This window comes from Muricomes intestini (assembly GCF_004346165.1).
Taxonomy (GTDB): domain Bacteria; phylum Bacillota; class Clostridia; order Lachnospirales; family Lachnospiraceae; genus Muricomes; species Muricomes intestini.
In genome coordinates this window covers 124,574-138,759 of sequence record NZ_SLZZ01000002.1, presented here as the reverse complement: position 1 = coordinate 138,759, position 14,186 = coordinate 124,574, and the positions used below count along the sequence as shown (strand labels likewise).

The following is a 14,186-nucleotide window of genomic DNA, read 5'->3' as shown; positions in this document are numbered from 1 at the left end:
ATTTCATAGACGGGGTATGAGTGGTTTCTCGTACTCCGCCATTGTAAATATTACAAAAGGAGGATTTTTATGAATCCATATGATTATGTCAAAAAAGAGCCTTATCAATTATATATTGATGGAGTATTTGTTGTTCCAGAAGATAAAGTTACCTTTGATATTCAAAATCCGGTTAAGAATCAAATCTTTGCCAAGGCGTATAAGGCCGGAAAGCCAGAAGTAACCCGAGCTGTCAAAGCGGCGAGAAAAGCCTTTGATGAGGGGCCTTGGGGAAAAATGCCGCCGCGTGAGCGCAGTAAATTGCTTCTAAAAGCCGGACAGATATTGGAACAGCGAAAAGAAGAATTTTCCTGCATTGAAACACTGGAATGTGGAAAATCCTATGCCGGCGCACGTTATTTTGAAGCGGAGATGAGCGTTGATGCTTTTGAATATTATGCAGGAAAGGCCCGATGCCTGGAAGGCAAGGCTGTACCCATTGATAACAACACGGTTAATCTGGTACAGTGGTATCCCCACGGGGTGGTAGGTGAGATTTTGCCATGGAACGGCCCTCTTATGATGGGCTGCCAAAAAATATGTGCGATTTTGGCTGCTGGGAATACTGCCATTGTTAAACCCTCTTCCTGGGCATCATTAAGTATGCTGCTCCTGGCTGAAGTATTTGATGAGGCTGGCTTTCCGTCTGGCGTAGTTAATGTATTAACTGGTTCCGGCAGTGTCATTGGTGATATGTTGGTAAAAAGTCCGGATGTTGACATGGTTGCGATGACCGGCGGAACAAGTACCGGAAAACATATTATTGAAGCGTCAAAAGATACTGTGAAAGATGTTGCCTTGGAATTGGGAGGGAAGAGTCCCAATATCATTTTTGATGATGTTGATATAGATGATGCGGTAAAATGGGCCAGATGGGCATTTACCCAGAATTCTGGTCAGGTATGCGTATCTGGAACCCGTTTAATTGTTCAACGCAGCATTTACGAGCAGTTTATTGAGAAACTGCAATCCGAATGTGAGAAGTTAATTCCTGGTGACGGTTTTGATCCTAAGACCACGCTTACCAGCCTTATTCACCGAGATCATGCGCAGAGTGTCTGGGAATATATTGAAAAAGGTAAGGCTGAAGGAGCACGGTTGGTATGCGGGGGTGAACCGTATACAGATCAAAAGCTTACCGCAGGTAATTTTGTTCCGCCGACACTCTTTGCCGATGTGACTCCTGATATGACTATTTTTAAAGAAGAAATTTTCGGACCAGTGCTATGTATTACGCCCTTTGATTCTGAAGCAGAAGCCATTGCACTTGCAAATTCAACTGAGTATGGTTTGGCGGGCGGAGTTTTTACTAAGAATATGAAACGCGGTCTTCGAGTTGCCCAGAAGATTCACAGTGGTCAGATCTATGTCAATTCCTACTTCAGTAAGGCAATGATAGAATCGCCGGGAACCGGTTGGAAACAGAGCGGCTTAGGTGTTGCTGGTATACAAAAATATATGATTTCTAAAACGATTTTTATAGATACTCAGGAGGGCAGCTTGCCAATGTAAGGAGGAAAAAATGACGAAGTTAAAAGCAGTGTATTACGTCAACCAGTTCTATGCCGGCATCGGCGGCGAAGAGAAGGCTGATGTAGGGCTAAGTGTATATACGGAGAAAAAAGGGCCTGCCATAGGGGTTGAACCTCTGTGGAACAAAGAGATGGAAGTAGTGAAAGTATTGGTATGCGGCGATAACTTTATTAATAATGATGAAAAATTTGCCGCAGTATTACCAATGATTAAGGAAGAGATTCTGGCGGCCGCTCCGGATGTGTTTGTTGCAGGCCCGGCCTTCAATGCAGGCCGTTACGGTGTGGCATGTGCAAAAATATGTGATTACGTAAAAAACAAACTTGGCATTCCAAGTGTTACCGGAATGTGGTGGGAAAATCCGGCCATCAGCATGTATGTGCAGAACAATTATATTGTCGCAACCACAGAAACAGCCAGCGGAATGCGAAAATCTTTGCCAAAGATGGCAGCTTTGGCTTTAAAGCTGGCCAAGAAGGAAGCTATTGGTCCGGCTTTAGAAGAGGGATATCTGCCGACTGGGCACAGGTATAATGAATACCATGAAAAGACTGGGGCAAGGCGGGTCACCGAGATACTTTTGGATAAGCTCTATAAGCGGCCATATCGGACCGAAGTTCCCCTGCGAGGCTTTGAACAAGTCCCGCCGGCAGCTAAAGTAGAAGATATGGCACACACCGTCATTGCTTTGATTACGACCGGTGGTCTGGTACCGGTTGGGAATCCTGACAAGCTGAAACAGGCATTTTCCATTAGTTATGGTAAGTATGATATGACTAATATAACAACTTTGAATAAGGGTGAATATGAATCCATCCACGGGGGATATGACACAACCGATGCCAGCAATGACCCACATCGACTAATCCCTCTTGATGCAATGCGGGCATTGGAAAAAGAGCATAAAATCGAAGGAATATTTCCTTATTTCTATACCACCTGCGGGGTTGGCACTAATGTAGAAACCAGTAAGGCAATGGGCAGGGAAATCGCAGAAGATTTAAGAAAATCCGGAGTCCAGGCAGCAATTCTGACCTCTACTTGAGGCACTTGTACGCGTTGCTGCGCAACGCTGGCAAAAGAGCTTGACCGGGCCCAAATTGCAAATGCTCATGTCACAGCTTTTACATCGATTGCTTTAAGCGTTGGGAGCAATCGGATTATATTTGGTGGAGACTTCACTGCTCCAAGCGGTAATCCCTCTCTTCCCATTGACCGCGAAAAAGCATATCGGCGCAGGATTATGGATAAGTGTCTGGAAGCATTGACAATGGATGTCAACGGACCAACGCTATTTACAGTTGATAATGAAAAGGAGGGCGAGTAGAGTGAAAATGGATAAAAAATTGACTCGTTGCTACTATCATGTAAAAGAGGCTTGTTTTGGTGACAGGACAACTTTGAGAGATGGTTTTTTGACAATTTCCAAAGAAGAGCTGCAAGCTGAAATTGCCCCGCTTTTAAAAGCGGTGAAGGCAGTTGATTTTGAGTTGGTTAAACCCGGTGAGAGCACCCGTATCATACATTTACTTGATACCCTGGCAGCCATGATTAAAATAGATGGCGAAGGGCAGCAGTATTCTGGATATTTTGGTGACCCGTTAATGACAGGAAGCGGAACGACCAATATATTATCAGGTTTTTCGGTGATGGAAAGTGCCGCTCTTCCCTGGGATGAGTCCAGTGCCAGCTCCGGCCTTTTATATCCCCGCGATGCAATTTTGGATATGCAGGGGCCAATTGCCGAAATGACGCCTTTTTCTAAAACTATCAATTTGATTGTTTTATATAAACTCTCTGATGGCAGCTCTTCCATTGAATATGATAATGAAATCCGCAGTATAGGCATTAAGGTGGCAACGTATCTGGCCGCTGTTACTTGCTGTCTTGCTGCTGATGAGGAAGAAAAACTTTCCATTGATGAGGTAGATCCTGAGCTTCCCAATGTAGTATTGATGTGGAACTCGCAGAATCAGGGACCGTATTCCAATACATATTTGTATGGACATCCGATTGATAACCTGGTTCCAACCTTGATTCATCCCAATGAAATGATGGACGGGTGCATCGTCAGCGGTAATTATGTCTGGCCTGCTTTTAAGGTGCCTACATATCTGTATGTTAACAGTCCGATTTTATTGGAATTATATAAAGAACATGGGAAAACCATTAACTTTCGGGGAATTATTTTTGGGCGCAGCCACAATCCAAGCAACTGGCATAAAATCAGATGCGCCCAGTTTGCGGTAAAAATTGCTCAGTATTTGGAAACCGACGGATTAATTATGGCCTGGGAAGGTGGCGGAAACGCTGCAGTTGATGGGATGCTGACAATTCAGTGTGCTGAACAGCACGGCATCAAGGCTTCAACCCTCACCTTTGAATTTGGTGGTGCGGACGGAACAGAAGGAATTTTGCTGGTAGATGATGTGCCGGAAGCAGATGCCATTATCAGCGGCGGATCAATCGAAAAACCCTACACAATTCCCGATGTTGAAAGGGTTGTAGGCGGGGATGTACTGCGTCTTAATAAGGAGTCCGGAGGATTTTTCCCACCGGCAGATAAGGCCTTGCTTTTTGAACAGACTACCCATTTTTACCTTTCCGGCAACCAGTCAGGTGCCAGCACATTGTTTGCTGAGCAATATTAGAGAATATTAACATCTGGGTAAGTAATCCAGAGTATTAGCAGATGCAGCAGTTTGGAGATTCAGATTTGGGTGTGCAACTTTGGCACACCCTGGAAGAACAGGACAGTGGGTAAAATAGCACTACTCCTATGGAGATGCCTGTTACTGTAACTGCCATGCTTGTGTTTAGTATATCAGACTTATTAAAGAATGTCCTGAAAAATACCCTAATTGATGGAATCAATATAATGATGGTAGTTACTCTTTTTCAGAACTACAGGTGTAACTGTTCCAACATAAAATGGTTGTGGCTCACCAACTATCTGACCTCCCATTTTGCATATTATCTTTGCAGTAATGTCCCTTGCATCCGTGTAGATTTCAGCAATTTTCTGCTCGACGTTAAATATTTTTGTTTGTAAATCTATGATTTGAGGCATATCGTTATCACTTGCCAGTCTAAATATTATATTTTTCAAAACAATTTACCTTCTTTCCTGTTTTCGCTATTTCATATCCAAATGTAATGCATAGTAAACTGAAATGTCAATATTTTTATGTACAGGTTCTTAACAAAACATGAGCACTGGTTAATTTTATTTAACAATAATTAACATGCGTTCAGTTGTGAAAGACATTTCCATTTGGTATGATTGAGACAGCAAAAATCTTTATTCAAAATTAAAGGGGGCGGCTTTGTGAAGATAGGTGAAGTAATACGGAAATATAGGAAAAGCAAGAATATGACGCAGGAGGAAATGGCGAATCGCCTTGGTGTGACCGCTCCGGCCGTCAATAAATGGGAGAATGGAAATTCTTTGCCGGACATTATGCTGCTGGCCCCTATTGCCAGGCTGCTTGATATTACACTTGACACTTTATTGTCTTACCAGGAAGAACTTACCTTGGAAGAAATAAATAATTTTACTTATGAATTAGATGACAAGCTTAAGAACGGTACTTATGAAAACGGATTTCAATGGGCAAAGGATAAGCTGCAGCAGTATCCTAATAGTGAAATGCTGACTTTCCGTATGATACAGAGACTTGATGCTCAGCGTGCGGTAAAAGACATTCCAGATTCGGCTGATTATGATAACTACATCTGTGACTGCTACGTGCGCATTCTGGACAGTAAAGATGAGGAGCTTAGAAATATTGCCGCCGATCTGTTGTTTAATCTTTATGTAAGAAAAGAGCAATATAACAAGGCAAAGAAGTATCTGACTTACTTTTCCAAAGAAAATCCAGAAAGGAAAAGAAAGCAGGCACTTATTTACAGCAAGACAAATAGGATAAATGAGGCATATAAGGCATACGAAGAATTGCTGTTTACAGGATATGGGATGATAAACCTGATATTCCACAGCATTTATATGTTGGCAATGCAGGATGAAAATATGAAGAAGGCACATAGTCTTGTAGATAAGCAAAAAGAGCTGGCAAAAATATTTGAAATGGGCGGATATTATGAGGCCTCATGTGTACTTGAGCTGGCAGTGGCGGAGAAAGACTGCAATACGGCGGCAGAGGCAATGAAGAGAATGCTTGAAAGCAGCGGAAGCATAGGAAGCTTTTGTGATTCTGCACTTTATGAGCATATGATCTTTTCCGGGATTGGAGAAGACTTTTCCGCAGAACTGAAGAATAATTTGTTAAAAAACTTTCGGGATGAAGAGACATATGCATTTTTAAAAGATGATAAGAGGTGGCAGGAGTTGGTGAAATAGCAGAATTTATATAGCAGATAGAATACCGGGAAAAGCCGTAAAAAGGCATTCTCGGTTTTTCTTTTGGCTTGATTGTACACATACGATAATTTAGATAGTTCACAAATTTTTCACAAAAAATGTTAGCACTCGCACTTGACGAGTGCTAAAACTGGTGCTATATTATATATAGAACAAAGGGGACGGAAGAAATGAGAACTTCCGGCTACCAGTTCCAGGTAACAATGTTGACATCAATATTCATTCGGAAATACCGGATGGTAGATTTGAAAGGAGAGATGACTTATGTTGATGCCTAGTATTTTTGGAGAAAACTTTATGGATGATTTCTTTGGATTTCCGGAAAGATATTTCGGAAGAACCTTTAACACAACCAGAATGATGCAGACCGATGTTGCGGAAACGGATGGCGGTTATGAAGTGACCATGGACCTTCCGGGATTTGAGAAGGAAGATGTGAAGGCAGAATTGAAGGATGGATACCTTACCATCACAGCAAATGCAAATAAGAATAATGATGAAAAAGATAAAAACGGAAAATATATCAGAAGAGAAAGATACGCGGGAACCTGCAGTAGAAGTTTCTATGTAGGTGAGAATATATCCCAGGAAGATATCAAGGCAAAATTTGAAAATGGTACCCTGAAACTGAATATTCCCAAGGATGAGAAACCTGAAGTGGAAGAATCAAAACGTATCGCCATTGAGGGTTAACCCAATAGAGGCTCCTGCAGTAAGATGGGATTCTGCCACAAGGGGCAGCAGAATCCCTGCAGGAAAACCAGAAGACAAATAGGACCCGTTTAAATACATTTCCTATGCAATGAGAGACGCAGCTGAAAATTTAGCAGTTGTCTCTCTTTTTTAGAATTCACTGATATTGGAGGTGAAAGTTATGACGGCAAAAAGAGATTATTATGATATACTGGGAATAGAAAGAAATGCGGATGCCGGCGCTATCAAGAAAGCGTACCGAAAGCTGGCTAAAAAGTATCATCCGGATACAAATGCAGGGAATGCAGATACAAAGAAGAAATTTGAAGAAGTCGGTGAGGCATATGCCATTTTAAGTGATCCTGAGAAGAAAAAAATGTATGACCAGTTCGGACATGCGGCTTTCGAGGCCGGAGCAGGTGCAGGCAGTGCTTATGGCGAAAATTCTTATGGCGGAGGCACTTATGGGAGAAGGGCATATACTGGCGGAGGCAATGGCTGGAGAGAATACCACTTCGAAGGCGAAGATATGGATGATTTGTTTGGAGATTTGTTCGGCAATATATTCCATGAAAATAAAAAACAGGATTCCAGAGCGCAGACTTCCCACAAAAGCAGTTTTTACAGCAGCGGATTTGACGGAGGGTTTTCGGGGAGCTACCCCGGAAAGGGTGAAGACTTGAGAGCAGACATTTCTGTCAGCTTTGATGAAGCTGCGCTGGGGTGCGATAAAATGATTACTCTGCAGGATCCGAAGGTTCCCGGAACCCGTCAGTCGCTCAGTGTACACATTCCGGCCGGCATTGATACAGGACAAAGTGTTAGGCTTCGGGGAAAGGGAATGCCGGGAATCGGAGGAGGAGATCCCGGGGACTTACTCTTGAAGGTCAAGGTGGAAACAAAACCAGGGTATGAAAGAAAAGGATTGGATGTTTACACAACGGTTAATATTCCGTATACTACAGCAGTATTTGGCGGCGAAGTGAGGGTTCACACATTGTATGGCGATGTGAACTGCAAAATCCATGAAGGGACACAATCAGGAAGTAAAGTGCGGCTGAGGGGAAAAGGAATCGTTTCAATGAAAAATCCGGCAGTACACGGAGATCAGTATGTGACCATACAGATTCAGGTTCCAAAGAAATTAACGCCCGAAGCAAGAAAAAAATTAATGGAGTACAAACAAGTATGCTGATAAATAGAGTGGAGGATTGAGAAGATGGAGTATAGAAACCTGGTATTTGATTTCACACACAGTTATCCGAAACAGTTCAAGGACCAGGACAGCTTCATAAGGCTTGACTGTTCAAAAATGAGAGGCTGCGTACTGTATTGCTCTCATTTAGCAGAAGCGGAGTTAAAAAGGATGATTGAATTACATGGTATTTCCGGAATCCACTTTATTGATTCCGGGGATTACCATTACATTACCAGATTAATGACAGATTATATAAAGGAGCCATTTTCAATGGTGCTCATTGACCACCATACAGATATGCAAAAACCATTGACAGGGGAAATTACAAGCTGCGGAAATTGGGCGAGAGAAGTCCTAGAAAACAATTCTTATTTGAAGCAGCTGGTTTTGATGGGGCCGAGGCAGCATCTTATAGACGAATTGGATGTTCCTGATAATAAAGAAAAGATTATTGCGATAAGTTACGAAAAGCTTGAGAGAAGACAGGCAAAAGAAGACTTTAAGAGAATACGGAAAGACCTGCCTGTCTATTTATCCATAGACAAGGATGTGCTCACAAAGAGAGATGCTGTGACGAACTGGGATCAGGGAGAAATGACGGTGGATATGCTGAAGCATCTGCTGCAGTTCCTTTTGGTTGAATGTGAAGTGATTGGCATAGATATATGCGGTGAATACCCGAATGCTGATATTATACCGGAATATACAGAGGCCAAAAGAATTAACAATAAGACAAATGAAGAATTATATGCATATATTATGAATCTGCTGAGGAGAAAATAAATACGATCAATGATTACAGAATATAGGATGAAAAACAACGAACAAGAGATTTTGATTCAGGTGAAGCGCTCTTCCAGAAAGAGTATCGGCCTGGAAGTGAAACAGACGGGGGAAGTACTGGCACGTATTCCACTGGGGCTATCTGACAGGGAGCTGAAGGGATTTATACAAAATCATCAAAAATGGATTATTAACAAACTGGCTATGATCAGACAACAAAGCATGAACAATACGACCGTGGCAGCTCCGCCATTGCAGGAACTCACGGCAAAGGAAATCAAGAATATTAAAGACAAAATTGTTGGCCGTGTGCAGTATTATGGAAAAATTATGGGTGTAACCTGGGGAAGAATCACCATACGAAACCAGAAAACCAGATGGGGAAGCTGCAGTGCAAAAGGAAATCTCAATTTTAATTATCAGCTCTGCTATCTGCAGCCGGAGCTGCTGGACTATGTGGTGGTGCATGAGCTGGCACACCGAAGACATATGAACCATTCACCGGAATTCTGGCGTGAAGTGGAATGTTATTATCCAAATTACAAAGAATGCAGGAAGAGGCTGAAAATGGTCAGGATGGCAGAATAGACAGGAAGGAGCTAAAAATAATTTCCCCAGACAATATTCAGGAGGACTGTTCTTCCTGCATCTGCTTCATGACAAGCCGATTGAGGACCGTAGTTATAACTACGGTACAGGCATCTGCCACTGCCTGTGCCATCTGGATTCCAAGAAGCCCGAATAGTCTTGGAAGAATGAGGAGTGCGGGGATAAAGAAAAGTCCCTGCCTGGCTGAAGCCAATGTGGAGGCATAAAGGGTTTTTCCCATCGTCTGCATCATCATGTTGTTCATAATAATCCATCCATTTAGTGTAAAGGTTAAACATTGAAGCCGGAGGGCAGTAAATCCGATTTGTATGACATCTGCATCATTTCTGAAGACACCTATGATATGACCGGACAGCAACGCACCAATAATGGAAATGACAAACAGGACAACCGTTGAAATTTTCACACAGAACCAGAAAGCTTCTTTTACCCGCTCATATTTTTTTGCACCGTAGTTAAATCCGCAGACCGGCTGAAATCCCTGTCCAAACCCAATCAGAGCGGAGCTTGCAAACATCGTAATTCTGCTGACAATGGACATTGCGGCGATTGCTGCGTCTCCATAAGGGTTTGCGGCAATGTTGAGTGTCATGACAGCAATACTTCCCAGCCCCTGGCGAAAAAGGGAAGGAAGTCCGCCTCCTGCAATTTCCAACAGGCGGCTTTTGGTGAGCCGGATGTTGCGAAAATGGATGGGGATACAATTGGAAAATTTAATTCCTGCCAGCAGCATACAGAAGCTGACAAATTGACTAAGTATTGTGGCAAAAGCCGCACCTGCAATTCCCATATGAAACACAAAAATAAAGAGCGGATCCAGAGCAATGTTTAAAACACCGCCTGCTGTGATTCCAATCATAGAGTAGAAGGCATTTCCCTGAAATCGTATTTGATTATTCAGTACCAGTTGTGCAGTCATGTATGGTGCGCCCAGCAGGACGATGCCCAGATACTTTTGTGTGTAAGGGAGAGTTGTGCCGGTGGACCCCAGCAGAAAACAGAGCGGCTTAAGGAAAATAAGGCCCAGAACCATTAGGACAAGACCAAAAAACAGTGCTGAGAAAAAGCCGGTAGCAGCCAGCTGTTTTGCTGTCTCGGAATCTTTGGAGCCAAGTCTCCTGGACATAGAGTTTCCTGAACCATGTCCGCAAAAAAAGCCCAATGCCTGAATGATGGCCATGATAGGAAAGGAGAGCCCCACTGCTGCAGTTGCACTGGTGCTAATCCTTCCGACAAAAAAGGTGTCTGCCATATTATAGAATGAAGTGATCAGCATGCTGATAATAGTAGGAACAGCCAGCCTGCCGATCAGGCCGGAATGGGGGCCTTTGTCATCATCTGATATTTTTCATTCTGGGACATTGTGTTGTGCACGTTCTATCACTTCCTTTAAATTTTTATATTTTCATTATATGATGTAGGGGGCAAAAGGTATTTTGAAATGATTGCTCTGTTACGATTTTGCACCAGTATTTGAGATAATTGTTGAAATGTGATGAAGAACACGGTAAAATGTTATAAAAAATGACCATGAAAATTTCAACAAAAGATTGGAGAGTAAATATGGAAAAGAAGGAACAACCGCAATGGCAATCAAGATTTGGATATATTATGGTAGCAGCAGGTGCTGCAATTGGTCTGGGAAATATTTGGAGGTTCCCATATCTTGCATACAGAGGCGGAGGCGGTATATTTATCTTGATTTATATTATACTGGCCATTATTATGGGACAGCCAATGGTTGCAATGGAATCGGCAATAGGCCGGTATGGGAGAGGGAATGTAGCGGCGGCTTTTGGCAAGGTAAACAAGAAGTATAGCTTTATAGGTATTATTGCTATCGTTTGTACGGTGCTGATTGACATCTATTATGTAGTAGTAAGCGGTTGGGTAGTGAAGTACACAGGTGCCTATTTATCGGGGGCAGATTTTGGAGCAGATACGACAAAATATTTTGATGATTTTATATCATCACCGGTTGAACCAGTTATATATACGGCAATTGTTATTGTTATTACAGCTTTCTTCCTGTTTTTTGGGATTACTAATCTGGTAGAAAAGGTGACAAAGGTAATGATGCCCGCTCTGTTTGTTTTGCTTGCCATCTGCGGTATCTGGGCAATATTTTCAACAGATGGTGCAGTTGAAGGATTAAAGTATTATCTGTTTCCTGATTTCAGCAAGCTAAGTGTTAAGGTGTTTGCCGATGCAGCCACACAGATTTTGTTTTCGATTGGGATTGGCTGGGGTATTTTCATTACCCTGGGGGCAAGTCTTCCGAGAGAAAATAACATAAGAAAGGATGCTATGTGGGTTGCCCTTTGTGATACTACGGTTGCATTGCTTGCAGGTTTTGTGATTATTCCCTCTGCTTTCGGTGCAGGCGTGGATGTGGCAAGCGGCCCTTCCCTGATATTTGTGGTGATGACACAAATTTTTGGCAATCTTCCGGGCGGCCGTATTATCGGAGTGATTTTCTTTTTCGCACTTATCTTTGCAGTATTTTCCACACTGTTTACTATTTTTGAAATCCCGATAAAGTGGGTGGAAGAGAGATTTAGGATAAAGCACAAAAGTGCAACTTCCATCGTTTCCGCTGTGATATTTGTGGGGAGCGTTTTCGTTTCTCTTGGTTTCGGGATTCTAAAGGACTTTAAACTCCCTTGGCTGGATGCCAACGGTTTGGTGACCTATAATCTGTATGACTGGCTGGACACGGCTACTGCATATGTATTACTGCCTCTTGGCTGCATCCTGACATGCTTTTATGTTGTAAAAGCTTGGGGCCTGGATGCCTATGAAAAAGAATTAACAGCGGACGGAAGGGATGGAAAGGTTTCCAGTTTTCAAAAGATATTGGCAAAGATTGTAATACCTGTTCTAATGATTATTGTTATTTTGAATTGCTTTGGATTCATACGTTAAATAATCAGTTATATATCCGCTAAATGTTAAGTCAAGCTTGTGCATAGCCCTTGTACAGGCAATATACAGCAGTCCTTTATCTATTTCTGATTTATAATTTTGCCGGGATACATCGGATATGATTGCCCAGTCGAATTCCAACCCCTTTGCCATATGTATGGTGGTAATAATGATTCCTTCTGTGTATTTATCTGATTTAAAATCTAGCAGGCTGACATTATCTTCTCTTAACTTTATTACATGATAAAGGACATCAGCATCTTTCTGGGTTTTGCATAAGATTCCCAGAGAGGTGTAGTTTGATTTTTTATATTCCAAAAGGATTTGATATATCTTTTCCACTTCACTGTCAAAACCGGTACAAGAATGAAATCGGGGTTTTTCTCCGTGGCGTTCCATAGGTATCAGCTTATCATTCCTTTGAATATTTTGTACCAACTCCATAATCTCATATGTAGAGCGATAACTTTTCTGTAATTCTATACATGTGCATTCTTTAAAATAGGGTGAAATTTTATCGGCAGAGGAAGAACTGTATGGATTTACACTTTGATACAAATCTCCCAGAATCGTCATTTTGCAGGAAAAAAGTTTCGCAAGGACCGCATATTGAACCGGGGCATAATCCTGCATTTCGTCGATGAGTAAATGCTTTATTGCCCTGTAATTTTGGGGAGTGCCCTCAAGAAACAATTTCACGTAAATAAGAGGAAATACGTCACTGTGTCCAAGAATATTTTTTCTTCTCATTGAAAAATATTCTTCATGTCCGATAAACGTATAAAAATTGATATATAGTGACAGTGCATCAGGATAGAAGAACATACTGTTTATTTCCTTTTTTACTAATTTAGCGGAATCTTTACTCAGCAATGGCACAGTCTGATTTTTGTCTTTTGTAATAATATTTGAAGTGATTTTTTTCAGCCTTTTTTTGATTGGCATATCTTTCAGGTTTGTGTAACTCTGTTTGATATCTTCTTTGGTTATATGGAAATTACCAATCTGTAAATTTCTGGGTGCGAAAAACTTGTCTTCGGCATATTGCAAATACTTTTCCAATTCAGTTACAAAAGAATTGGTTGATTTATACTGTATTTGTTCAGCTAACCGGCTATCACCGGAAGTTAATAATTCTTCTATCTGGCTGGAGAAGGTCTGAAAACGAATTCTTGAACCCAGAATGGTTCTAGCTAATTCTTCAAACATTATGGCTCAATTCCTGCTGAAGTATCTCATCGTCAATGTTAAGACCGCTCTCAATCATATATTCTAAATTGCTGTCCTTTATTTTATATTGGCGTTTCATAGAAATTATACCGCTGATGATACCAGCAGGAGCATGATACCAGGCTTTTCCATTTTCAAAATCATAAAACATGCTGGAAATAGGGGCACGCCAATCGTAGATCAAAACATTGCCATTCCTTTTATCTGTAAATGCGCTGATACCGATATAAACATTTTCCTCTTCCGTATCTTCGGATGCATCTTCCGGATGAAAATCTATTCTCCCAAAATAGGGAGAGACCATCATCCTTTTAAGTTTTTCTTTGGTTTTAAGAGCCTCTTCACCCTGAACTGTTTCATCATAGGCAATGACACGATTAGCAGCTCTTTCAGCCAAATCCAGTTGGGCTGAATTTTCCCACATGTATTTCTTCGTCTCTATAATTTTTCTGTTGTAATTTTGGATCGCATTTGCTATCTCCTCTATGGCTTTGAGAAGTTTTTTTATGACAGCGTGTAAATGTTCTTTTTCTTCTTTTTCGGTTAAATTATACATTTTAAAAAGTTCCTTTCTTAATCTGTGTATTCATTGTAAAGGTGGCTACAGTTCAGCCCTCAGCTCAAATTTACATGGCTGAACTGTAATAAGAAGTATAGCATGGATATAAAAAAATACTAGACTTTTCTTTATTTATGGATTATTATATTGTAATAGTGCGCCCCTAATGAGATGTGAAAAACATATAAATACATTAAAGAAAATACGCATATTTATATACATATTGCACAAACATG

12 protein-coding genes and 1 pseudogene are annotated in these 14,186 nt (G+C 41.4%); 9 read left to right on the top strand and 4 right to left on the bottom strand.

What is annotated here, in order from left to right; translation table 11 throughout:
* The first annotated feature begins 69 nt into the window (after window positions 1–69).
* From EDD59_RS02220 to EDD59_RS02210, 3 genes are read left to right on the top strand one after another with little or no spacing between them, the layout of a single operon-like run.
* Window positions 70–1,551 carry an aldehyde dehydrogenase family protein gene (locus EDD59_RS02220; RefSeq protein WP_132378457.1) on the top strand — a complete coding sequence of 494 codons (1,482 nt, stop codon included), beginning with the start codon at window positions 70–72 and terminating at the stop codon, window positions 1,549–1,551.
* Window positions 1,552–1,561: 10 nt separating this feature from the next.
* Window positions 1,562–2,899, top strand: coding sequence for a glycine/betaine/sarcosine/D-proline family reductase selenoprotein B (locus EDD59_RS02215; protein WP_132378455.1), 1,338 nt, complete (start codon window positions 1,562–1,564; stop codon window positions 2,897–2,899).
* A 7-nt stretch (window positions 2,900–2,906) separates the two neighbouring features.
* Window positions 2,907–4,223, top strand: a complete 1,317-nt coding sequence (locus EDD59_RS02210) for a glycine/sarcosine/betaine reductase component B subunit (RefSeq protein ID WP_243117330.1) — start codon at window positions 2,907–2,909, stop codon at window positions 4,221–4,223.
* Between the two features lie 206 nt (window positions 4,224–4,429).
* On the opposite strand, the gene EDD59_RS02205 is transcribed toward EDD59_RS02210, so the two are convergent.
* Complete coding sequence (locus tag EDD59_RS02205) at window positions 4,430–4,681, bottom strand: hypothetical protein (RefSeq protein WP_132378451.1); 252 nt, start codon at window positions 4,679–4,681, stop codon at window positions 4,430–4,432.
* Window positions 4,682–4,900: 219 nt separating this feature from the next.
* Here EDD59_RS02205 and EDD59_RS02200 point away from each other — a divergent pair, with 219 nt between their 5' ends.
* The 5 genes from EDD59_RS02200 to EDD59_RS02180 all read left to right on the top strand — a co-directional run bounded on the left by EDD59_RS02200 (window position 4,901) and on the right by EDD59_RS02180 (window position 9,215).
* Complete coding sequence (locus tag EDD59_RS02200; protein WP_132378449.1) at window positions 4,901–5,932, top strand: helix-turn-helix domain-containing protein; 1,032 nt, start codon at window positions 4,901–4,903, stop codon at window positions 5,930–5,932.
* A gap of 285 nt (window positions 5,933–6,217) precedes the next feature.
* Window positions 6,218–6,646: an Hsp20/alpha crystallin family protein gene (locus tag EDD59_RS02195; RefSeq protein ID WP_132378447.1), complete on the top strand. Its 429-nt coding sequence runs from the start codon at window positions 6,218–6,220 to the stop codon at window positions 6,644–6,646.
* A 181-nt stretch (window positions 6,647–6,827) separates the two neighbouring features.
* Window positions 6,828–7,841, top strand: a complete 1,014-nt coding sequence (locus EDD59_RS02190) for a DnaJ C-terminal domain-containing protein (RefSeq protein WP_132378445.1) — start codon at window positions 6,828–6,830, stop codon at window positions 7,839–7,841.
* 24 nt (window positions 7,842–7,865) lie between these two features.
* On the top strand, window positions 7,866–8,627 hold the full coding sequence (locus EDD59_RS02185) for an arginase family protein (protein WP_132378443.1): 762 nt from the start codon (window positions 7,866–7,868) through the stop codon (window positions 8,625–8,627).
* 9 nt (window positions 8,628–8,636) lie between these two features.
* Window positions 8,637–9,215: a M48 family metallopeptidase gene (locus EDD59_RS02180; RefSeq protein WP_132378441.1), complete on the top strand. Its 579-nt coding sequence runs from the start codon at window positions 8,637–8,639 to the stop codon at window positions 9,213–9,215.
* 37 nt (window positions 9,216–9,252) lie between these two features.
* Here EDD59_RS02180 and EDD59_RS02175 read toward each other — a convergent pair.
* Window positions 9,253–10,598, bottom strand: a pseudogene (locus EDD59_RS02175) (MATE family efflux transporter).
* A gap of 168 nt (window positions 10,599–10,766) precedes the next feature.
* On the opposite strand from EDD59_RS02175, the gene EDD59_RS02170 reads away from it, so the two are divergent.
* The gene (locus EDD59_RS02170) at window positions 10,767–12,161 is read left to right on the top strand and encodes a sodium-dependent transporter (RefSeq protein WP_243117318.1); all 1,395 of its coding nucleotides are present in this window, start codon (window positions 10,767–10,769) and stop codon (window positions 12,159–12,161) included.
* On the opposite strand, the gene EDD59_RS02165 is transcribed toward EDD59_RS02170, so the two are convergent.
* Both EDD59_RS02165 and EDD59_RS18015 read right to left on the bottom strand, forming a co-directional pair.
* Window positions 12,117–13,370, bottom strand: coding sequence for a 3'-5' exonuclease (locus EDD59_RS02165; RefSeq protein WP_243117317.1), 1,254 nt, complete (start codon window positions 13,368–13,370; stop codon window positions 12,117–12,119). The two genes, EDD59_RS02170 and EDD59_RS02165, sit on opposite strands and share 45 nt — an antisense overlap.
* A complete protein-coding gene (locus EDD59_RS18015; protein WP_243117316.1) occupies window positions 13,363–13,947 on the bottom strand; it encodes a helicase domain-containing protein in 585 nt (194 codons plus the stop codon). Before EDD59_RS18015 ends, EDD59_RS02165 begins: the two co-directional genes overlap by 8 nt.
* Between the last annotated feature and the right edge of the window lie 239 nt (window positions 13,948–14,186).

Excerpts from the sequence above, each read along its gene's own strand:
- EDD59_RS02220 (WP_132378457.1), top strand. The coding sequence starts at position 70 with ATGAATCCATATGATTATGTCAAAAAAGAGCCTTATCAATTATATATT.
- EDD59_RS02210 (WP_243117330.1), top strand. The coding sequence starts at position 2,907 with ATGGATAAAAAATTGACTCGTTGCTACTATCATGTAAAAGAGGCTTGT.
- EDD59_RS02195 (WP_132378447.1), top strand. The coding sequence starts at position 6,218 with ATGTTGATGCCTAGTATTTTTGGAGAAAACTTTATGGATGATTTCTTT.
- EDD59_RS02190 (WP_132378445.1), top strand. The coding sequence starts at position 6,828 with ATGACGGCAAAAAGAGATTATTATGATATACTGGGAATAGAAAGAAAT.
- EDD59_RS02185 (WP_132378443.1), top strand. The coding sequence starts at position 7,866 with ATGGAGTATAGAAACCTGGTATTTGATTTCACACACAGTTATCCGAAA.
- EDD59_RS02180 (WP_132378441.1), top strand. The coding sequence starts at position 8,637 with ATGATTACAGAATATAGGATGAAAAACAACGAACAAGAGATTTTGATT.
- EDD59_RS02170 (WP_243117318.1), top strand. The coding sequence starts at position 10,767 with ATGAAAATTTCAACAAAAGATTGGAGAGTAAATATGGAAAAGAAGGAA.
- EDD59_RS02165 (WP_243117317.1), bottom strand. The coding sequence starts at position 13,370 with ATGTTTGAAGAATTAGCTAGAACCATTCTGGGTTCAAGAATTCGTTTT.
- EDD59_RS18015 (WP_243117316.1), bottom strand. The coding sequence starts at position 13,947 with ATGTATAATTTAACCGAAAAAGAAGAAAAAGAACATTTACACGCTGTC.